The organism is Streptomyces sp. NPDC006655, assembly GCF_040703965.1.
Taxonomy (GTDB): domain Bacteria; phylum Actinomycetota; class Actinomycetes; order Streptomycetales; family Streptomycetaceae; genus Streptomyces.
The window spans coordinates 26410-46541 of record NZ_JBEYJU010000073.1 but is presented as its reverse complement, the minus strand read 5'-3'; the positions used below and the strand labels follow the sequence as shown (position 1 = coordinate 46541).

20 protein-coding genes and 1 pseudogene are annotated in these 20132 nt (G+C 72.1%); 10 read left to right on the top strand and 11 right to left on the bottom strand.

Features of this window, described 5'->3' with window-relative positions; all coding sequences use genetic code 11:
* The first annotated feature begins 161 nt into the window (after positions 1-161).
* Together murQ and AB0958_RS32255 are read left to right on the top strand one after the other, a co-directional pair.
* A complete protein-coding gene (gene murQ, locus AB0958_RS32260) occupies positions 162-1091 on the top strand; it encodes an N-acetylmuramic acid 6-phosphate etherase (RefSeq protein ID WP_366894007.1) in 930 nt (309 codons plus the stop codon).
* Between the two features lie 16 nt (positions 1092-1107).
* Positions 1108-2835 carry a PTS transporter subunit EIIC gene (locus tag AB0958_RS32255; protein ID WP_366894005.1) on the top strand — a complete coding sequence of 576 codons (1728 nt, stop codon included), beginning with the start codon at positions 1108-1110 and terminating at the stop codon, positions 2833-2835.
* A 48-nt stretch (positions 2836-2883) separates the two neighbouring features.
* Here the strand turns inward: AB0958_RS32255 and AB0958_RS32250 are convergent, their stop codons facing one another.
* From AB0958_RS32250 to AB0958_RS32235, 4 genes and pseudogenes are all read right to left on the bottom strand, one after another.
* The gene (locus tag AB0958_RS32250) at positions 2884-3792 is read right to left on the bottom strand and encodes an aminoglycoside phosphotransferase family protein (RefSeq protein WP_366894004.1); all 909 of its coding nucleotides are present in this window, start codon (positions 3790-3792) and stop codon (positions 2884-2886) included.
* Positions 3779-4093: pseudogene (locus AB0958_RS32245) on the bottom strand (transposase); the annotation flags it as partial. The pseudogene AB0958_RS32245 and the gene AB0958_RS32250, both read right to left, overlap by 14 nt.
* A gap of 161 nt (positions 4094-4254) precedes the next feature.
* The gene (locus AB0958_RS32240) at positions 4255-4875 is read right to left on the bottom strand and encodes a VTT domain-containing protein (protein WP_366894003.1); all 621 of its coding nucleotides are present in this window, start codon (positions 4873-4875) and stop codon (positions 4255-4257) included.
* Between the two features lie 8 nt (positions 4876-4883).
* The gene (locus tag AB0958_RS32235; protein ID WP_366894002.1) at positions 4884-5615 is read right to left on the bottom strand and encodes a methyltransferase domain-containing protein; all 732 of its coding nucleotides are present in this window, start codon (positions 5613-5615) and stop codon (positions 4884-4886) included.
* A 132-nt stretch (positions 5616-5747) separates the two neighbouring features.
* Between AB0958_RS32235 and AB0958_RS32230 the strand changes: the two genes are divergently transcribed.
* Together AB0958_RS32230 and AB0958_RS32225 are read left to right on the top strand one after the other, a co-directional pair.
* The gene (locus AB0958_RS32230) at positions 5748-6926 is read left to right on the top strand and encodes a histidine kinase (protein WP_366894001.1); all 1179 of its coding nucleotides are present in this window, start codon (positions 5748-5750) and stop codon (positions 6924-6926) included.
* Entirely contained in the window at positions 6923-7573 is a 651-nt protein-coding gene (locus tag AB0958_RS32225; protein ID WP_146468372.1) for a response regulator transcription factor, read from the top strand. The genes AB0958_RS32230 and AB0958_RS32225 overlap by 4 nt, the downstream gene beginning before the upstream one ends.
* Before the next feature lie 253 nt (positions 7574-7826).
* On the opposite strand, the gene AB0958_RS32220 is transcribed toward AB0958_RS32225, so the two are convergent.
* Complete coding sequence (locus AB0958_RS32220) at positions 7827-8219, bottom strand: hypothetical protein (protein WP_366894013.1); 393 nt, start codon at positions 8217-8219, stop codon at positions 7827-7829.
* A gap of 116 nt (positions 8220-8335) precedes the next feature.
* On the opposite strand from AB0958_RS32220, the gene AB0958_RS32215 reads away from it, so the two are divergent.
* The 4 genes from AB0958_RS32215 (at position 8336) to AB0958_RS32200 (ending at position 11145) form a co-directional block, all read left to right on the top strand.
* Complete coding sequence (locus AB0958_RS32215; protein WP_366894000.1) at positions 8336-9175, top strand: helix-turn-helix transcriptional regulator; 840 nt, start codon at positions 8336-8338, stop codon at positions 9173-9175.
* Entirely contained in the window at positions 9159-9374 is a 216-nt protein-coding gene (locus AB0958_RS32210) for a DUF397 domain-containing protein (protein ID WP_366893999.1), read from the top strand. The genes AB0958_RS32215 and AB0958_RS32210 overlap by 17 nt, the downstream gene beginning before the upstream one ends.
* A 276-nt stretch (positions 9375-9650) precedes the next feature.
* The gene (locus AB0958_RS32205) at positions 9651-10481 is read left to right on the top strand and encodes a hypothetical protein (protein WP_366893998.1); all 831 of its coding nucleotides are present in this window, start codon (positions 9651-9653) and stop codon (positions 10479-10481) included.
* 85 nt (positions 10482-10566) lie between these two features.
* Positions 10567-11145: a hypothetical protein gene (locus AB0958_RS32200; RefSeq protein ID WP_366893996.1), complete on the top strand. Its 579-nt coding sequence runs from the start codon at positions 10567-10569 to the stop codon at positions 11143-11145.
* A gap of 68 nt (positions 11146-11213) precedes the next feature.
* On the opposite strand, the gene AB0958_RS32195 is transcribed toward AB0958_RS32200, so the two are convergent.
* A complete protein-coding gene (locus AB0958_RS32195) occupies positions 11214-12770 on the bottom strand; it encodes a carboxylesterase family protein (RefSeq protein WP_366893995.1) in 1557 nt (518 codons plus the stop codon).
* A 178-nt stretch (positions 12771-12948) separates the two neighbouring features.
* Here AB0958_RS32195 and AB0958_RS32190 point away from each other — a divergent pair, with 178 nt between their 5' ends.
* The gene (locus tag AB0958_RS32190; protein ID WP_366893994.1) at positions 12949-13407 is read left to right on the top strand and encodes a hypothetical protein; all 459 of its coding nucleotides are present in this window, start codon (positions 12949-12951) and stop codon (positions 13405-13407) included.
* A 59-nt stretch (positions 13408-13466) separates the two neighbouring features.
* Here the strand turns inward: AB0958_RS32190 and AB0958_RS32185 are convergent, their stop codons facing one another.
* A complete protein-coding gene (locus AB0958_RS32185) occupies positions 13467-14594 on the bottom strand; it encodes an NADH:flavin oxidoreductase (RefSeq protein ID WP_366893992.1) in 1128 nt (375 codons plus the stop codon).
* Positions 14595-14812: 218 nt separating this feature from the next.
* On the opposite strand from AB0958_RS32185, the gene AB0958_RS32180 reads away from it, so the two are divergent.
* Positions 14813-15598 carry an alpha/beta hydrolase gene (locus tag AB0958_RS32180; protein ID WP_366893991.1) on the top strand — a complete coding sequence of 262 codons (786 nt, stop codon included), beginning with the start codon at positions 14813-14815 and terminating at the stop codon, positions 15596-15598.
* A 290-nt stretch (positions 15599-15888) separates the two neighbouring features.
* Here AB0958_RS32180 and groL read toward each other — a convergent pair whose 3' ends face one another.
* From groL to thrC, 4 genes are all read right to left on the bottom strand, one after another.
* Positions 15889-17511 carry a chaperonin GroEL gene (gene groL / locus AB0958_RS32175; RefSeq protein ID WP_046730948.1) on the bottom strand — a complete coding sequence of 541 codons (1623 nt, stop codon included), beginning with the start codon at positions 17509-17511 and terminating at the stop codon, positions 15889-15891.
* 332 nt (positions 17512-17843) lie between these two features.
* Complete coding sequence (locus tag AB0958_RS32170) at positions 17844-18047, bottom strand: cold-shock protein (protein WP_004986573.1); 204 nt, start codon at positions 18045-18047, stop codon at positions 17844-17846.
* A gap of 470 nt (positions 18048-18517) precedes the next feature.
* Positions 18518-18793: a MoaD/ThiS family protein gene (locus AB0958_RS32165; RefSeq protein WP_132892004.1), complete on the bottom strand. Its 276-nt coding sequence runs from the start codon at positions 18791-18793 to the stop codon at positions 18518-18520.
* 47 nt (positions 18794-18840) lie between these two features.
* A complete protein-coding gene (thrC, locus tag AB0958_RS32160) occupies positions 18841-20124 on the bottom strand; it encodes a threonine synthase (protein ID WP_366893990.1) in 1284 nt (427 codons plus the stop codon).
* Positions 20125-20132: the final 8 nt, after the last annotated feature.

Sequence of the window (20132 nt, the reverse complement as noted above, 5' to 3'; positions counted from 1 at the left end):
ATGTGGCGGAGCCACCTGGCCCGCCACCCCGTGCGTCGAGCGTGCGTGCCGGGCGTCGCGACGCCGCGGAGATCCATCAGAAGGGCCCTAGCCGCACCTCCCCCGCTGCCCCGCGCCCCTGAGTCAGCCGACCCGCGCCCGTCGAGAAGAGCCGTCTGCCCATGACCACCGAACACCACGTCCTCCGTGCCGAACTCGACTCGCTCACCACTGAGGCGTTCAGACCGGAGCTGGCCGGTATCGACACGCTTCCCACCCTCGACATCGCCCGCCTGATGAACGGCGAGGACGCCCAGGTCGCGGCTGCCGTGGGCCGGCGCCTTCCCGAGATCTCGGCCGCCGTCGACGCCATCGCCGCCCGGATGGCGGACGGCGGCCGGCTGGTGTACGCCGGGGCCGGTACCGCCGGGCGGCTGGGCGTCCTCGACGCGTCCGAGTGTCCGCCCACCTTCAACACGCGTGCCGGTCAGGTGGTCGGGGTCATCGCGGGCGGACCGGATGCCCTGGTCACCTCGGTGGAGGGGGCCGAGGACTCGGCGGAGCTGGCCCGGCAGGACCTGGACGCGCTCGGGATCGGCGCCGCGGACACGGTCGTCGGGATCTCCGCCTCCGGCCGCACCCCCTACGCCGTCGCCGCCGTCGCACACGCCCGCGCCCTCGGCGCCCTCACCGTCGGCCTCTCCTGCAACGAGGGCAGTCCGCTGGCGGCCGCCGCCGAGCACGGTGTCGAGGTGGTCGTCGGCCCCGAGCTGCTCACCGGCTCCACCCGGCTGAAGGCGGGCACCGCCCAGAAGCTCGTCCTCAACATGCTGTCGACGATCACGATGATCCGGCTCGGCAAGACCTACGGGAACCTGATGGTCGACGTCCGCGCCTCCAACGACAAGCTGCGCGCCCGTTCCCGGCGGATCGTCGCCCTCGCCACGGGCGCCCCGGACGCCGAGATCGAGGCCGCCCTCACCGCGACCGGCGGCGACGTGAAGAACGCCGTCCTGGTGATCCTGGCCGGGGTGGACGGGCCGACCGCCGCCCGCCTTCTGGAGGAGTCCGGCGGCCGTCTGCGCGCGGCGCTCACCACGGCGGCGGGCTGACCCGCACGCTCGGGGGGTGCAGAGAACGCCGTACGACACCGCCAGCGCGCTGCTCCCCCTCCTGGGCGGCCCCGCGAACGTCACCTCCGTCGCCCACTGCATGACCCGGCTGCGGGTGGGTCTCGCGGACCGCTCGGCGGCCGACGCGGAGGCGGTGCGGGCGGTGCCCGGGGTGCTGGGGGTGGTGGCCGACGGGGACACCCTCCAGGTGGTGATCGGGCCGGGCGCGGTGGTGACGGTGACCGCGGCGTTCGAAGCGCTGCTCGCCACCGCCGAGGGGCCCGGGGGGACCCCCGGCAGCCATCCAGCCGACGGCACGACGAGCACCACAGGGGCGCGGGACAGGGTTGAAGGTGCGGCGAGCACCACAGGGGCGCGGGGCGGTGTCGGCGGTGCGGCGGGGGCGCGGGACAGGGTGAAAGGTGCGGCGGGTGCCGCAGGGGCACGGGGCGGTGTCGGCGGTGCGGCGGGGGCGCGGGGCGGTGTCGGTGGTGCGGCTACCGGCGCGTGGGCGGGAGGCGCCACGTCGGCCCGGCAGTCCCCCACGCACCGCGACCCGGTTCTTCAGGATCTCGACGCATCGGCGCTCGCCGCCCGTGGCGCCGCGTTGCGGGCGGACCGGGCCCGGCGCAACGCGACCCCCTTCAAGACCGCCCTCCGCCGGGTCGCCGACGTCTTCGTCCCGCTCATCCCGGCACTGATCGGGTGCGGGATGCTCGCCGGACTGAACGGCCTCCTCGTCAACGCCGGTTGGCTGCCCGGCCTGACCCCCGCCCTCGCCGCCGTCGCCTCCGGCTTCATGGCGCTGATCAGCGTCTTCGTCGGCTACAACACGGCGAAGGTGTTCGGTGGGACGCCGGTGCTGGGCGGCGCGGTCGCGGCGGTCGTCGTCTACCCGGGCGTCGCGAAGGTGACCGCCTTCGGGGTCGCCCTCTCCCCCGGCCAGGGCGGAGTCCTCGGCGCCCTGGCAGCCGCCCTGCTCGCGACGTACGTCGAGAAGGGGTGCCGGGGTCGCGTCCCGGCCGCCCTCGACGTCCTCCTCACCCCCACCGTCACCGTCCTCACCGCCGGCCTGGCCACGCTCTACGGCCTGATGTACGCCGCCGGTGTCGTCTCCGCCGTCATCGGCACCGCCGCGAACTGGCTCCTCACCACCACCGGCCCCCTCGCCGGACTGATCCTCGGCGGCCTCTTCCTCCCCCTGGTCATGCTGGGCCTGCACCAGGCCCTGATCCCCCTCCACACCACCCTCATCCAGCAGCAGGGCTACACGGTCCTGCTCCCCCTGCTGGCCATGGCCGGGGCGGGCCAGGTGGGCGCGGCCCTCGCCGTCTACACCCGCCTCCGCCACGACACGTCACTGCGTACGACGATCAGATCGGCCCTCCCGGCGGGCCTGCTGGGCGTGGGCGAACCCCTGATCTACGGCGTCTCGCTCCCCCTCGGCCGCCCCTTCCTGACCGCCTGCGCGGGCGGCGCGGCCGGCGGCGCCTTCGTCGGGTTCTTCGCGATGCTCGGCGACCGGGTGGGCGCCACCGCCATCGGCCCCTCGGGCTGGGCCCTGTTCCCCCTCGTCACGGGCAACAGAGGCCCGGCCCTGGCGGCGGCGGTGTACGCGGGCGGCCTGCTGACCGGTTACGCGGTCGGCTTCCTGGCCACGTACGCCACGTTCAAGGGCACCACGCCGACCGGGCGGAGCGCACCGAGCGAGCGGAGTACGGCGGGCGCCCCGCCACCCCGGTGAGCCGGAACGGCCCACCGCCTGAGCCCCCTCGGCGAACCGGCTGACGCTTCACCGCGTGGCGGCGTCGGCCAGGATCGCCCGGAGCCGGGCGAGGCACTGGGCGACGAAGGCGGGAAAGGTCTCCCAGTAGTAGGCGACCCCGGCCACGCCGACGGCGATCGCCCAGGCGCGGGCCCGGATCCAGGTCGGGTCGTCGAGGCCCATGGCGTCCCAGTAGGCCTGCCGGGCCTCCGGCGGCAGGTCCCAGAGCACGGCGTGCTCGGCGTCCGGATGGCCGACCGAGAGGGCGCCGAAGTCGATGACCGCGTGCAGCCTGCCCCGCTGGACCAGCAGATTGGTGGGCCTGAGGTCGCCGTGCAGCCATACGTGCGGCCCGTGCGGATCGGGCAGCGCGAGCGCAGCCCGCCACAGCCGCTCCAGGGTGTCCACGTCGAGTTCCGCACCCTCGATCCGGCGGCAGTCCGCGAGGTACTCCCCGACCCAGTCGTCGCACTCCCGGAGGCTGCCCCCGCGGTACCAGCTCAGATCGTCCGCGCGCACCGCCCCCATGAGGCCGACACCGTGCAGTTCCCGTACGACCGCCGCCAGGTCGGTGCCGAAGGCGGCCCAGTCCCGGACGCTGTCCGGCCCGGCCTCGGCACCGTCGATCCAGCGGTAGACCGACCAGCGGGCCGGGTAGGCGCCGGTGGGCGTCCCGGCGTGGACGGGCGTGGGTACTGCGTACGAGAGGGAGGGCGCCAGGCGCGGCAGCCACTCGTGCTCCTTGCGTAGGGCCGCGCCCTTCTCGACGGTCCGGGGCAACCGCACCAACAGCTCGTCCCCCAGCCGGTACATGGTGTTCTCCGACCCTGCCCCCACCCACGACAGAGACAGCCCCGCCCACTCGGGCCGCTGAACCGCCAACAGCGCCCGCACCATCGCCTCGTCGACCGCGATCTCACCCTCATGAAGAGCCACGTCGGCAGTGTCCCCACCGCCCACTTCGCAGGGCCAACGAATTAGAGGCCACGCAGCGGAGCAGACGACGTGCGGTGATGATCGCGCCGGCAAGGTCAAAGAACGCTTCCATGACGCTGGTGCGGCGCTCGTAGCAGCGGGCGAGGCGGTGGAAGGAGTTCTGCCAGGCGTGGGTGCGCTCGACGTGCCACCGCCGGGTTGCCTGGACGGGCGCTTTGGTCCTCTTGCGTGCGATCTGACCTTGCAGATTCAGCTCGTTGAGTACGGAGCGGGACGTGGCCGAGTCGTAGCCGGCGTCGAGGCGGCGTGAGCCTGACGGCGCGGAAGATCAGGGCGCGACGTGTGCGGCGCTGCACCGGAAGCCTCGGATGGATGTGCCGAGATGGTGCGGCCCTGTGATCTGTGTGGCGTTGGAGATACCGGCTGTCGGTCAGTCACGTCCGCACCGGGCGGGGCTGACTGTCAGCCGACGTCTTGCGGTTGCGGGAAGCGGCGGCGCTTCTTCATCCACAGGGCCGCGCCCCCGGCCGTGATCACGCCGGCGATGGCAAGGGCAGGCCCGCCGAGGGTGATGATTCGCTGGAGGGACGCGGCGGCACCGTAGCCGGCGCCGGCTTCGGCGGTGGCCCACAGACAGGCGGCGGTGGCGCTGTAGGGGGCGATGCAGCGGTAGGACAGGCTGGTGGCGCCTGCGAAGTGGGGGGCGAGGGTGCGTACGACGGGAATGAAGCGGGCCAGCAGGACGGCTCGGCCGCCGTGGCGGGCGGTGAGGGCCTCAGCGCGGTGCCAAAGGGGGGCGGGGATGCGGCGGGCCGCGCGGCCGGTGCGGAGCCGCTGACCGAGAAGGCGGCCGGTGCGGTGGGCGAGGAGGTCTCCGGCGATGACGGCGCCGGCCGCGGCGGCGATGACGAGAGGGAGGCTGATGTGGCCGGCGCGGGCCAGCGCGCCGGCGGTCAGCAGCAGGGTGAGGGTCGGGACGAAGGCGCCGACCAGGAGGATCGACTCGGCCAGCACGGCCAGGGCCAGCACCCCGTAGGCGGCCGGCGCCGGGAGGTGGGCGAGGAGGTCGGTCAGGACGTGCATCGACAGACTCACCTGGTCCGGGCGGCGCTGTGCTGACCGACGGCGGAGGGCTGGGAAGGCAGCGGGGGGCGTTGCAGGTGCCAGACGTGGGCGGGTGGCAGGTTGGCCCACACGCTCCAGCGGGCGGTGGCGTAGCGGCGCTGGTAGGCGGTCATGACGTGGTCCACGGCGGCGTGCCGGCGTGCTTCGGACGGTGAGGCGAGCAGGGTGCGGGCGCGTCGGGTGCCGAGGTAGGCGAAGTAGGTGAGGGTTCCGCCGGGGTGGAGCAGCTCCAGGTAGCGGCCCATGATCCGTTCCACGGTGCGGGGGGCGAAATTGGTCAGCGGCAAGCCGGAAACGATCACGTCGTACCGCCGGTCGGTGTCGAGATCCTCGACGAGGCTCTGGTGGACGGTGATGTCCGCGGACCGGGACGTCGTGCGGGGGTGGGTGGCGGCGAGGATGCGCAGCTGGTCGGCGAAGCGGGGATTGGCCTCGACGATGTCGAGGCGGCTGCCGCGGGGAAGGCGGGGGATCAGATGCCGGGTGACGGCGCCGGTGCCGGCGCCTGCTTCCAGGACGGCGAGCGGGCGGGGCGAGCGGCTGCGGACGGGCTCGGTCAGGGCGTGGGCGAGGGCCTTACCGCTGGGGGCGATCGCGCCGGTGGTGCGCAGATCACGGGCTGCTTCGATCAGAAACAGCCAGCCGTCGGCTTCGCGCTGCGCCAGAACGCGTTCGTGGGAGGTGGTCCAGTCATCCATGCATACGACGCTAGGAATCGCCGCCCGGCAGCAGATCCGCCGTTCTTCGACGGCTTTCCCCGACGAAAGTAGGGGGTGGACGTCGCCGGTCGTCGGGGGGAGGCAGGCAGCTGTCTGCCTAGGATCGTGACGGTGAACAGCAGCAAGATTCAGGCGACGGTGGGGGCCGTCGGGCGCGGCGCGGTCGTGACGTTCTTCGCCGGCGTCGCCGCAGTGAACGGCGCGCAGTTGGTCAGCGATGGCCGGTATGTGGTTCCCATCGGTGCCTCGGCCGTGGCGTGCGCGGTGGTACTGCTCGTGCCGCGGCTGCGCTGGCCCGTCGCGCCCATCGTGGTCGCCGCGGTCACCGCGTGGTGGGGGTGGATCGGCTCGCTGCTGCTGGCTCTTGTCCTGTACGACCTGGCCGCGGCCCGCCGGACGCGGGCGGCGGTCCTTTGCGTCGCCGCCGCGCTGGGCGCCAACCTCGTCGGCTATCCGCCGACCCGGCTGTGGCACCAGCAGGCGTACGTCACCGCGCTGTTCCTCTGGGCCTTCGCGTATGTCGTCGGCATGTGGATCGGCAGCCGTCGGCGTCTGGTGCGGGCGATGGCCGCCGATGTGGAGCACCTGCGCGTCGAGGCGCAGCTGCGCGAGGAGGCCGCGCGGGTCGCGGAGCGGTCCCGGATCGCGGCGGAGATGCACGACGTCCTCGCCCACCGGCTCAGCTTGATCGCCCTGCACACGGGCGTGCTGGCCACCCGCGGCGGCACCCTGCCCGGACCGGTCGCCGAACGACTGGCTCTCCTGCGGGGCGCCTCCACGGAAGCGCTCGCCGATCTGCGGGACGTGCTCGGTGTGCTGCGTGCTCCCGGCGCTGCACCAAACGGTGCCGGCGTGGTGCCCGCGCCGGTTCCCGGCGACGTCCAGCAACTGGTGGACGACGCCCGCGCCGCCTCCCAGCCCATTGCCATGACGGTCCACGGCCGGCCGGAGGACGCGCCCACCACCCACCGCCTTGCCGTGTACCGCATCGTGCAGGAAGCCCTGACCAACGCCCGCAAGCACGCCGACGGCGCCCCGGTGACCATGACGATCGACTACCGGCCGCCGGCCACGCTGGTGGAGGTCACCAACCCCGCCGGTCGCCCCGGGCCGGCGGCCGCCGTCGGTTCCGGCTACGGGCTCGTCGGCCTGCGCGAACGCGTAAGCGCCCTCGGCGGCCAGCTGGACGCGGGACCGGCCGGCGCGGGCTCCTGGCGCCTGGCCGCGCGCATCCACCACCCGGCCGGCACGGAAGAGAACGGCACGGAAGAGAACGGAACTCCCGCATGATCCGCGCAATGATCGTCGACGACGACGCCCTGGTCCGCCTCGGCCTGGCCGACCTCCTCGACAGCGACCCGGAGATCGACCTCGTCGCCCAGGCCGCCGACGGCCTCCAGGCGATCGAACGGGCCAGCGCCCACCGCGTCGATGTCGCCCTGGTCGACGTGCGCATGCCCCGCATGGACGGCATCACCGCCACCGCCCGGCTGAGGGCGCTGCCTCACCCGCCGAAGGTCATCACTTTGACCACCTTCGACCTCGACCAGTACGTCTACGACGCCCTTGCCGCCGGAGCCGACGGCTTCCTCCTCAAGGACACCGATCCCGCCGAGATCCTGCGCGCCGTCCACCTGGTGGCAGCCGGCTCCGCCATGCTCCACCCCGCCGCGGCCCGCCGACTCATCGACCGCTACCACACCGGCAACCAGCCGAAGGCCACTGCCGCGCGGGCCCGGCTTGAGCGGCTCACCCCCCGGGAGCTGGACGTTCTGGCCCTGCTTGCCCATGGCGAGACCAACGCTGACATTGCCGCCCGCCTCGCGATGCGGGAAAGCACCGTCAAAGCCCACGTCAGCCGTATCCTCACTGCCCTGGGCGTCACCAACCGCGTCCAGGCCGCCCTCCTGGCCCGCGACGCGGGACTGCCCACCTGATCAAACGGGCAGATTCTGAAGGACTTCGGCGCGAAAACCTCATCAAAGGCGGCGACGGTCTCGCGGTCGCCGAAGCACATGGTGACGACGACCAGAGCCGCGAAGGTCCCGGAACCTTCCTCCTTCGCCCACTTGTCCGCCCAGCCCTCGATGCCTACGCGATCGAGCTGGAGCCCGAGGTGCGCAGTTGGCACATCGCCCTCGTCGCCCCGTTCTATGGCCGCCCGTAAGGTGTGCGCCGACGATGACGGCGCTACAGACCGAGCCTTCCGGCCCGGTTGACGCCCCGCACCTGCGCCCGCAGTACCTCCTCCGGCGGCGCGGGTTCCAGGCATCCGGCCAGGCAGTCCCACTCCCGGCCGCCGGCCACGGGCCGCACCTGCACCCTCCCGCCGACGTGCCCCCTGACCTCGCCGATCCGTCCGTCCCGTACGTCCGTCACATACGTCCCGACGGGCGGCCGTTCACCCCGGACCACGGAGGCCAGCCGCTCCGCGACTCGCACGTTGCACCGTCCCAACTCCACCAGGGCGAAGGGCTCGTCGCTCGCGCCGGTCACCGGGTCGACGCAGAGCGACGGCAGTACCACACCGACGCCCTTGAGGGCCGCCCGCAGCGACTCCACGACCTCTTCGGTGGTCCGCAGCACCATTCCTACCTCCACGCTGAGTCGGTGATTCACCACACAGCGTGTCCGGTACGCCTCTAACCTGGCCAGATAGGGCATCCCAACAACCTCGTCTGCTGGACAGGGGCGTGCACATGGCAGGGCCGAAAGATCTGGATCCGTCGTCGTCACCGCGCGCCCTGCTGGGAGCGGAGTTGCGGCACGCGCGCGAGCGCAAGGGGCTCAGTCAGGCGGAGTTGGGGCAACTCCTGTTCGTGAGCGGCTCGTTCATCGGCCAGCTGGAGGCGGGGACGCGGCGGATGCAGCCGGAGTACGCCCGGTTGCTGGACGAGGCTCTGGGGACGGACGACTTCTTCCGGCGGAACCGCGAGGCGGCGGCGAGGTCCAAGTACCCCGACCACTTCGCGGAGGCGGCGGAGGCGGAGGCACGAGCCACGGCGATCAGTCAGTACGCGGCACTGCTGATTCCGGGACTGCTCCAGACCAGGGCCTACGCGGAGGCGGTGTTCCGTGCCTACAAGCCCACGGCCCCGGAGAAGACGATCGAGGAGTTGGTATCGGCCCGGATGGAACGGACCCACCTCCTCGCTGACCCAACAGAGCCGTTGTTGTGGACGGTGATTGACGAAGCAGCGCTGCGCAGGTCGACGGGTGGACCCTCCGTGATGGCCGAAGCCCTCGCCCACCTCGCCGGGCTGATCCGCCGAAGGCGGGTGATCGTGCAGGTACTGCCGTTCCACGCGGGAGCGCACGCCGCGATGGACGGCCCCCTCAAACTGATGGAGTTCACCGACGGACCACCGCTCTCCTTCGTGGAGGCCCCGGACATGGGCAGGTTGCTGGACGACCCCGCCGTCGTCGCCCGCCATACCCAGATGTTCAAACTCCTCCTCGCCGCTTCCCTTTCTCCGCCGGACTCCCTGGCCTTGATCGAGTCCGCGGCGCAGGATTACGAACATGAGGAACTTGCCTGAGTACGACCAGAGCCTCGCCACGTGGCGTAAGTCCAGCTACAGCGGCGGACAGGGCGGCGACTGCCTCGAAGTCTCCGACGCCCACCCCGCCCTCGTCCCCGTCCGCGACTCCAAAACCGGCCCCTCGGGCCCGAGGCTCGTGTTCCGGCCGGAGGCGTGGTCAGCCTTCGTCGGAAACCTCAAGAACCTCGGCACCTGACCTCGCTTGAGCTTCGGACGCCCAGCCCCGAGCGCCTTTTTCAAGGAATGGTCGAGGGCCTCAACCCACCCTCCCACCCGGCGCGTTGACTTGACGCGTTCGGCTTGCCACGCATAGTCACGATCGTCTAGCGTGCCCGCATAACGAACGAAACAGCCCCCGCCAGGCGCTACCAACACCTGCGGGGGCCTGACCAACAAGATCGGAACCATCGATCCCATGGCTGACAGCCAGTTTAGTGCTGCCCCCCTATCCGCGCACGCGTCCCCGCACCCCATGGCCAACCCGGGCTACGGAAAGCGGTCCGCGCCGGACCAACACCGGCGTACGGCTCACGACTTCGCCCACCTCCCACCCCGCGAAGCCGCCATCGCCGGGTACGTCGACCGGCTCCCCGACGGCTCCGACATCTCCGTGAAGACGCTGGCCAAGCAGCTTCCCTACGGCCAGTGCGCCCTCCGTACCGCCCTCAACCACCTTCAACGGGCCGGGCACTTGCGGCGGGGCCGGGAACATCTGGCCGAGTCGGGGAGCCGTCGCTGGATCACCCGATCGTGGTGGTCCCGTACCGCGCGCGACGATGACTGGTGGGCGGCGTTCACGCGAGGCGCCGTACCGGAGCCGGAGCAGCCTCCCGACCGGGCCCGCCCCACCCGCTCCCGCGCGCACATCCTCCTGGCCGCCCTCGGCCGCACCGCCCCGGCCCTCTCCCTCTCCCAGGCCGACTGCGCCGCCCTCGCGCCACTGCTCACGGAGTGGTTCGCCCGTGGTTCCACCGACGAGTACGTACGCCAGGCCCTGACCGGCGGCCTCCCCTCGCCCGTCCACCACCCGGCCGCCCTCCTCCGCAAGCGCCTCACCGACAAGCTCCCGCCCGAACCGGCCCCGGCCGCCCTCGCCCGGCCGCCGCTGCGCATTCTGGAATGCGCAAAGTGCGGCGTCCCGGGCCGCCCGGAGGCCCTGGCCGGCGGCACGTGCGGCGCATGCCGAGGCGAACGCGCCCCCAGCAGCCCCCACACACCCCTCCCACCTTCGGAGGTCCGCTCTCGCGCCGCTGAGATCCGTGGCGCGATGAACGGGCGCCGATCAGCAACGGCGCAGAGATGAGCACAGAGACCGCCGAGAGGATCGGCCGCCGGACCTGCCCCGGCTTTCGGGCGGCGCTGTCGGCCCCCTGTGCAACCCTGGTTCCATGAACCACGCCCAGCTCACCGCCCTCGGCCGGGCCCTTCGCGTGCTCGGGGAGCACGGGGACGCGCTGACCGGCGACACGCCCGACGCCAAGCTGTACGAGGTCAAGGACGACCTGCGGCGCGCCCTCGACCTGCTGGAGGAGAGTGTCGGCGCCCCCGCCCCCACCACCCGGTGCGCCGAGCACCCGCAGGGCCCCGTGGACAAGAGTGCCCCTGATCTGTGCCTGCTGTGCGAGACGCGGCGGCGGGCCGCCCGGCGGTCGGAGTTCGCCGGTGGGCCCCGGCCCACCGGGGCGGGAGAGGCCGCGGGGCCGTCCATGTCCCGGTACGGGGTGCGCGCCGACCGGCCGCAGCCGCAGCAGCGCTGGCTGCCGGAGGCGTGGAACGGGCGGGAGTGGGAGCTGTGCGGCACCCCCCGGCGCGACCGGCAGGAGGCCGAGCTGTACCTCGCCGCCCAGCGCCGCGGGTCCCGGCCCGCGATGGCCTACCGGCTGGTGCACGAGTTCACCGACTACGAGGTGCTGAGGGTCTGGGGCAACCCCGTCCACGTCGACGTCGAGCCCCTCGGCAACCTCTGACCCGGGCGTCCCGCCGACGCCTCGGCCGCGGACCCGCCCATGTGAGCCGGGCCGGCGGCCGGTGCGGGTCAGCCGAGCAGGGGGGACGGGGTGAACTCGTACCCCTCCCAGAGCCGCCTCGTCCGCTCCTCCGGGTACGCCGTGACCGTCGGGGTCGCGTCCATGAGCTGGGTGGCGCGGGTCCGGGTGTCGTACGCCGGCCAGCCCGGGTCCCCGGTCCTCGCGAACGCCGTCCACGCGGTGCGGAAACGGGCGGAGAGGGTCTCGGCCTCGGCGGTGACGTCGGCGCCCGCCCAGAGGAGGTTGGCGAGGTCCGCCTCGAAGGTACCGAAGAGGAGGGGGATGTCCAGGCCGTGGCAGGCGCCCAGGACCCCGCCGCTGCCGGGGGCGCTCCAGGTCAGTTCGTAGAGGTGGGTCCGGCCGCCGCCCGCGGTCTGGGCCTCCGCGAGGCGCAGCGACGGCATCGCGAACAGCCAGTCCGTCTGCACCTGTTCGTACAGCGCGGTGGGTGACGCGTCGGGGTGGGCCGCGCGGTAGGCCCGCTCGCCCGCCTCGCCGTCCGGTCCGAACAGGCGCAGTGCGCCGGTCGCCTGCTCCTCCGTGATCCTGCCGTGCATGCCGGCCAGGACGAGGAAGAGGCGGAACTCGTCGCGGTTGTGGCCGACGAGCAGGTCCACGTCGCGGGCGGCGCCGGAGGCGAGTGCCTCCCAGGGGGTGCTGGGCAGCACGTCCCCGTCGACCACCGGGGAGAACGGGGTGACCGTCGGCGCGATCCGGCCCCACCGGTCCACGTACTGGGCCATCTTGGCGCCCAGCGCCTGCCCGGCCTCCGGCAGCCGGCGCGGGTCGGTCGTCGCCAGGTCGGCCACCGTGGGGCGCAGTCCGGCCTCGGCCGCGAGGGCCCTGCCGATGTCCTCGGCCAGCTCGGCGGAGAAGAAGGTGCCCGGGACGCTCTGCGCGATCGCCCGCCGGAACAGGCCGCACGCCCTCGGCATCGCGAGGAGCGAGGCCACCGACCCGGCGCCCGCGGACTCGCCGAAGACCGTGACCCGGTCGGGGTCGCCGCCGAACGCCGTGACGTTCTCCCGTACCCACTCCAGGGCCGCCACCTGGTCCAGCAGGCCGCGGTTGGCGGGCGCTCCCTCGATGTGGGCGAAACCCTCCATGCCGACGCGGTAGTTGAGGGTGACCACGACGACGTCGCCCTCGCGGGCGATGCGCCGCGCGTCGTAGCCGGGGCTGCCGGAGTGGCCCAGCTTGTACGCGCCGCCGTAGATCCACACCATCACCGGGCGGCGGGCGGCCGGGTCCGGGTCGGGCGTCCACACGTTCACCGTCAGCCAGTCGTCGCCCTCGGGGGCCTCCAGTACGCCCGTGCGCCCCTGGATGCCCAGGTCCTGCGGGGGCGGCGGGCCGAAGGCGTACGCCTCGCGGGTGCCGTCCCAGGAGCGGACCGGCCGGGGCGCCGCGAACCGCGCCTCCCCCACCGGGGGTTCGGCGAACGGGATGCCCCGGAAGACCGCCAGTCCGTCCTCCTGGAGTCCGCGCACGGCACCGGCGGCCGTCCGCACGACGGGGCCCTCGGCGGCCGCGGGGGCCGGCGTCCGGGTTTCACTGGCGGTCATGGTCGCTCGCTCTCACCTCGGCGGCTGCTGGTCACCGGTGGAACGCACGGCACTGCGCACAAGTGCCGGTATCCGCGACCGGTGCGTAGAATCCGCCACACCCGGTACGGCGATTTTCGGCCAGTTCACGGGCTGCGATGTCTCGTTCCCCCGTCAGCCGTCGACCGGAGCACCACCGATGACCGGCCTCGCCCAGCAGTTGCGTGTCTCGCTCCTGATCACGCTCGGAGTGCTGGCCTTCCCCGTGTTCAACAATCTCGTGGACGGACTGCTGCGGTGGGACTTCCTGGCAGCACTGGGTGACGAGGCCCTGGGCGTGGCCACCACCTGCACCCTCGTCGCCGTCCTCCACACGATCGTCTACGGCGCGATGCGCGTCGGCCGGCCCGAGACGCGCGGGGCACGCGGTGTCCGGGCCGGGCTGGTGCTGCTGCTGGTGCTCGACGTGGTGCCGTTGGCCGTGGCGGGCCACGTCGTACTGGCCCTCATCCCCGTGTCGGCCGCCGTCGGCGGCTGGGGCTGGGCGTGGCACCGGCGCCTGGGGGCGGAGACAGCGCGGATCTGGGCCCTGCTCTTCGGCGTCCTCTCCCTGCTGGTGCAGGGAGTGGTCGCGCTGGTCATGACCATGTTCCGGTGATCACGCACGTCTCCGCCCGCCGACCCGACCCGCTCGGCTCGGCTCGGAAGCGGCTCAGCTCAGCTCAGCGACTTCAGGGCCGCCGCGTCGTACGGCTTCAGCTCGTCCGTCCTGCCGGCGAGGACCTTCGACGCCCACTCGGGGTCCTGGAGGAGGGCGCGGCCGACGGCGACCATGTCGTACTCCTCGCGCTCCAGGCTGTCGAGGAGGTCGTCGATGCCCCTGACCGGGGAGCCCTCGCCCATGAAGCCCTTGATGAAGTCGCCGTCGAGGCCGACCGAGCCGACGGTGATGGTGGGCCTGCCGGTGAGCTTCTTGGTCCAGCCGGCCAGGTTGAGGTCGGAGCCCTCGAACTCGGGGAGCCAGTAGCGCCGGGTGGAGGCGTGGAAGACGTCGGCGCCGGCGGCGGCCAGCGGCGTGAGGATCGCCTCCAGCTCCTCGGGGGTCTCGGCGAGGCGGGCGTCGTAGTTGTCGGACTTCCACTGCGAGAAGCGGAAGATGACCGGGAAGGTGGCGGAAACCGACGCGCGGACCGCGGCGACGATCTCGGCGGCGAACTTCGTACGGGCCACCGGGTCGCCGCCGTACGCGTCGGCACGGCGGTTGGTGCCCGCCCACAGGAACTGGTCGAGCAGGTAGCCGTGGGCGCCGTGCAGCTCGACCCCGTCGAAGCCGATGCGCTCGGCGGCGGCCGCGGCCTCGGCGAACGCGGCGATCACGTCGTCCAGGTCCTGCCGGGTCATCTCCTTGCCCTCGCCCTCGGTGCCGTCCAGGCGGATGCCGGAGGGGCCGACGGCGGGGGCGTCCGCGAACGGCGGCCGGCCCTGCTTGCGGACCATGCCGATGTGCCACAGCTGCGGGACGATCGTGCCGCCGGCCGCGTGCACGCCCTCGGCGACCTTCGCCCAGCCCGCCAGCTGCTCCTCGCCGTGGAACCGCGGGACACGGCTGCTGTCGCCGGCCGAGTCGTGGCCGACGTACGTCCCCTCGGTGACGATCAGACCGACACCGGCGGCGGCCCGGCGGGCGTAGTACGAGACCACGTCCTCGCCGGGGATGCCGCCGGGGCTGAACTGGCGGGTCATGGGCGCCATCACGATCCGGTTGGGGACCGTGAGCCCGTTCAGGACGATGGGGCGGGAGAGGATCTCCGCCGCGCGGGAGGCGGGGGGCGTGGTGACGGTCACGTGGGGGGCTCCTCGTGAGTGGGTCGGGTACCCGAGTCGTATACGTCGGGTTCATTGACCAGCCGGTATGTGCACGCGCATCGAATACGCGTCGTGCACAACGATCCGTCCGCCCCCGCGCATTCCCGCTCCCGGCGGCGAAGCGGTGTGACCCCCGCCACCACCGGGGGAGGCTTATCGGGTGGCGGCCCCCGCCGGGGCGCTGCGAGCATCTGCGGATGCAGACACTCACCGACGAACTCGGCCACCTCTCCTACTCCGTCACCGGTGACGGACCGCCCGTCGTGCTCGTGCACGCCGGCGTGGCGGATCACCGCATGTGGGACGCGGTCGCACCCGCCCTCGCCGAACGGCACACGGTCGTCCGGTACGACCTGCGCGGCTTCGGCGAGTCCGCGCCGCCGAGCGGACCGTTCGGCGAGAGCGACGACCTGCGCCGCCTCCTGGACCACCTCGGCCTCGACCGGGTCCGGCTGGTGGGCGCGTCCTGGGGCGGCCGGGTGGCCGTGGACTTCACGCTCACCCACCCGGACCGGGTGCACTCGCTGGCGCTGCTCGCCCCGCCGTGGCCGCGGTACGACTGGTCCGCGGAGATGATCGCGTACGACGAGGCCGAGACGGCGGCGCTGGCCGCGGGCGACCTGGACACCGCCGTCGGCGTGAACCTGGACATGTGGCTGCGCGGGCCGGCCCGCGGCTGGGACGACGTCGCCGACGGACTGGCCGACCGGCTCCGCGGCCCGCTGCGCACGTCGCTGGTGAACCAGGACGTGGTGGGCGAGTACTCCCAGGGCCCCACGACCGGCGATCTCGCCGGCATCCGCGTGCCCACCCTGGTGGGGATCGGCAAGCTCGACGTCACCGACTTCCAGGACATCGCCCGCCACTACGCCGCCGGGATCCCCGGCGCCACGCTGGTCGAGTTCCCCACCGCCGCGCACCTGATCGCACTGGACGCACCCACCGAACTCATCGCGGCACTGGGCCCGTTCCTCGCCCGTTGAGGGCTGCCGGGACCGCCCGCGGGACACTCGTCGGTCACCGGCCTCCCCCAGCCTCCGGCCAGGAGGCACCCCACCGCGCCGTCCGCCGCGGCAGCGACCGCCCGGCCACGGCACCCCCGCCCCGCGGCCGGACACACCAGCCCTCGCCCGCCGAGCGCCCCGCGGCTCGGGACCCGCTCCCCGCCTGTCAGGGGCTTGGGGCCGGGCCCGGGTACGGCGAAGGGCGGCACCCCCTGTCGAACAGGGGGCGCCGCCCTCGGTGCTGCGCGGGAGCTGCCGAGCCGTCAGGCTCAGAAGTCCATGTCACCGCCCGGCATGCCGCCCGGGGCGGCCGCGGCGGCCTTCTCCGGCTTGTCGGCGATGACGGCCTCGGTGGTGAGGAACAGCGCGGCGATGGAGGCGGCGTTCTGCAGGGCGGAACGCGTCACCTTCGCCGGGTCGATGATGCCCTCGGCGACCAGGTCGACGTACTCACCGGTCGCGGCGTTCAGGCCGTGACCCGGGGTGAGGTTGCGGACCTTCTCCACCACGACGCCACCCTCGAGGCCGGCGTTGACGGCGATCTGCTTGAGCGGGGCCTCCAGGGCGAGCTTCACGGCCTGCGCGCCGGTCGCCTCGTCACCCTCCAGCTCCAGCTTCTCGAAGACCTGGGAGGCCTGGAGCAGGGCCACGCCACCACCGGCGACGATGCCCTCCTCGACGGCCGCCTTCGCGTTGCGCACGGCGTCCTCGATGCGGTGCTTGCGCTCCTTGAGCTCGACCTCGGTCGCGGCACCGGCCTTGATGACGGCGACGCCACCGGCGAGCTTGGCCAGGCGCTCCTGGAGCTTCTCGCGGTCGTAGTCCGAGTCGGACTGCTCGATCTCGGCGCGGATCTGGTTGACCCGGCCCTGCACCTGCTCGGTGGAGCCGGCGCCGTCGACGATGGTGGTCTCGTCCTTGGTGATGACGACCTTGCGGGCGCGGCCCAGCAGGTCGAGGGTCGTGTTCTCGAGCTTGAGACCGACCTCCTCGGAGATGACCTCGCCGCCGGTGAGGATGGCGATGTCGTTCAGCATCGCCTTGCGGCGGTCGCCGAAGCCCGGGGCCTTGACGGCGACGGACTTGAAGGTGCCGCGGATCTTGTTGACGACCAGGGTCGACAGGGCCTCGCCCTCGACGTCCTCGGCGATGATCAGCAGCGGCTTGCCCGACTGCATGACCTTCTCCAGGAGCGGGAGCAGGTCCTTGACGGAGCCGATCTTGGAGTTGGCGATCAGGATGTACGGGTCGTCGAGGGACGCCTCCATACGCTCCATGTCGGTGGCGAAGTACGCCGAGATGTAGCCCTTGTCGAAGCGCATACCCTCGGTGAGCTCCAGCTCCAGACCGAAGGTCTGGGACTCCTCGACGGTGATGACGCCTTCCTTGCCGACCTTGTCCATCGCCTCGGCGATGAGCTCGCCGATCTGGGTGTCGGCGGCGGAGATGGAGGCCGTGGAGGCGATCTGCTCCTTGGTCTCGACATCCTTGGCCTGCTCGAGCAGGGCACCGGAGACGGCCTCGACGGCCTTCTCGATACCGCGCTTGAGGGCCATCGGGTTGGCGCCGGCGGCTACGTTGCGCAGGCCCTCCTTGACCAGGGCCTGGGCGAGAACGGTCGCGGTGGTCGTACCGTCACCGGCGACGTCGTCCGTCTTCTTGGCGACTTCCTTGACCAGCTCGGCGCCGATCTTCTCGTACGGGTCCTCGAGCTCGATCTCCTTGGCGATGGAGACACCATCGTTGGTGATCGTGGGGGCGCCCCACTTCTTCTCGAGGACGACGTTGCGGCCCTTGGGGCCGAGCGTCACCTTGACGGCGTCCGCGAGCTGGTTCATGCCGCGCTCGAGGCCGCGCCGCGCCTCCTCGTCGAACGCGATGATCTTGGCCATGTGAAGTGGTCCCTCCAGGACTGGGGGTGAGTCTTCGAGGACCGCGCCCGCGCCCGCGACGGACGGCTCGCCGACCCGTGGGTTCCTTGCCCCACCCGGCCTGCGGGCCTCACCGACCCGGTCCTTCTTTGTCACTCTCACCTTCAGAGTGCTAACGCAATGATTAGCACTCGGCCTAGGCGAGTGCAAGCGCCTCCCGGGTATCGGGCGGCGCGCTCAGCCGCCCGCGAACACCCGGGCGGCGACCTCCGGGGGCACAGGGCGGCGCCCTCCGGGGCACGGCGAAGGGCCCGCCCCCCGACGGGAGCGGGCCCTTCCTGGTGTGTGCCGTTTCAGGCGGTGACGCGAACCATGTCGGCCTGCGGGCCCTTCTGGCCCTGCGAGATCTCGAACTCGACCCGCTGGCCCTCTTCCAGGGTGCGGTAGCCGTCCATCTGAATCGCGCTGTAGTGGACGAACACGTCCGCACCACCGTCGACCGCGATGAAGCCGTACCCCTTCTCCGCGTTGAACCATTTGACGGTGCCCTGAGCCATGCCTAACTCCCCTATTACTGGCCCTTGCACAGATCCACACTTCGCGGATCCGGGTCAGACCTCACCCCCCATTGGTTGGGGGCGTGCGCCGGAACGCGTCGACCGCGGCTGAATGTATCTGTCCAACTGCCGTCTGCAACAGGTCAATCGGACGAGAATTCTGGGTGGGAAGGGTCCGGAATGTAGCGAGAATTCGGTCGAATTCAGGGCAAGTCGGGCCCCATAAAAGCCACGAAAGCCGCATATGACCCGCACACTTTGGCTACTTCTTGGCAGGCCCGCGGTATCCAATAACAGGGCCCGCGCCCCGGTGATCGGGACCGTGTTCCCCAACTGTACCGCGCTCAACCACACAGAATTGCCCCCTCCGCTTCTCTCGCGGAGGGGGCAATCCCATTCACAACCGGTGATGCCTGTTACCGAAGGTAATGTTCGGTCATTCGGCCATCAGGTCAGGCGGGCCGGGGGGCTCAGCCGCCGGCGACGGCCGGGATGATGGAGACGCCGGCGCCGTCCGGCGTGACCGTCTCCAGACCCTGCTCGAATCGCACGTCGTCGTCATTGACGTACACATTGACGAACCGGCGCAGCTTGCCCTGGTCGTCGAGGACGCGGGCGGCGATCCCGGTGTGGTTCTTCTCCAGGTCGGCGATGACCTCGCCGAGGTTGGCGCCTTCCGCGGCGACCTCGGCCCGGCCGCCGGTGTAGGTACGCAGGATGGTGGGGATGCGAACGGTGACGCTCACTGTCTAGACCTCCGGTCCGGGCAACGCCCTGGTTTTCTGCGGTCGGCTCAGGCGAGCCCGGCCTCGTGGAAAGACTCGAGATTCGGGCGGATGGTCGCGGTGAGTCCCGTACCCGCCACCGCGTCCAGCGTCTTCAGTCCGTCACCCGTGTTGAGGACGACGATCGACTTCGCCGGATCGATGAGCCCGTTCTCGATGAGCTTCCGGGTGACGCCGACCGTCACCCCGCCCGCGGTCTCGGCGAAGATGCCCTCGGTCCGCGCGAGCAGCTTGATGGCGTCGACGACCTGCTCGTCGTCGACGTCCTCCACCGCGCCGCCGGTGCGCCGGGCGATGTCGAGGACGTACGGGCCGTCGGCCGGGTTGCCGATGGCGAGGGACTTGGCGATGGTGTTCGGCTTCTGCGGCCGCACCACGTCGTGCCCCGCCTTGTACGCGGTCGACACCGGCGAGCAGCCCTCCGCCTGCGCACCGAAGATCTTGTACGGCTTGTCCTCGACGAGTCCGAGCTTGATCAGCTCCTGCAACCCCTTGTCGATCTTCGTGAGCTGGGAGCCGGAGGCGATCGGGACGACCAGCTGGTCCGGGAGCCGCCAGCCGAGCTGCTCGCAGATCTCGTACGCGAGCGTCTTGGAGCCCTCGGCGTAGTACGGCCGCAGGTTGACGTTGACGAAGCCCCAGCCCTCGCCGGCCGGGTCGCCGATCAGCTCGGAGCAGAAGCGGTTCACGTCGTCGTAGTTGCCCTCGATGCCGACGAGCTCGCCGCCGTAGATCGCGGCCATGACGACCTTGCCCTGCTCCAGGTCGTGCGGGATGAACACGCAGGAGCGGAAGCCGGCCCGGGCCGCGGCGGCCCCGACGGCGCCGGCCAGGTTGCCGGTGGAGGAGCAGGAGAGCGTGGTGTAGCCGAAGGCACGGGCGGCCTCGACGGCCTGGGCGACGACGCGGTCCTTGAAGGAGTGCGTCGGGTTGCCCGAGTCGTCCTTCACGTACAGCCCGCCGGTGACGCCGAGCTCCTTGGCCAGGTTGTCGGCCTGGACGAGCTTGGTCCAGCCCGGGTTGATGTTCGGCTTGGTCGCCACGTCCGCGGGGACCGGCAGCAGCGGCGCGTAGCGCCAGATGTTCGCGGGTCCCGCCTCGATCCGCTTGCGGAGCTCCTCGGTGTCGTAGCCCGAGAAGTCGTACGCGATCTCCAGCGGGCCGAAACACTCCTCGCAGGCGAACACCGGGCCGAGCGGCACGCGGTGGCCGCACTCCCGGCAGGACAGCGCGGTGGCGGGGCCGAGGTCTACGGTCTCCGGGGAATCGGTTGCAACAGTCTGCGCAGCCATGTGAGGCG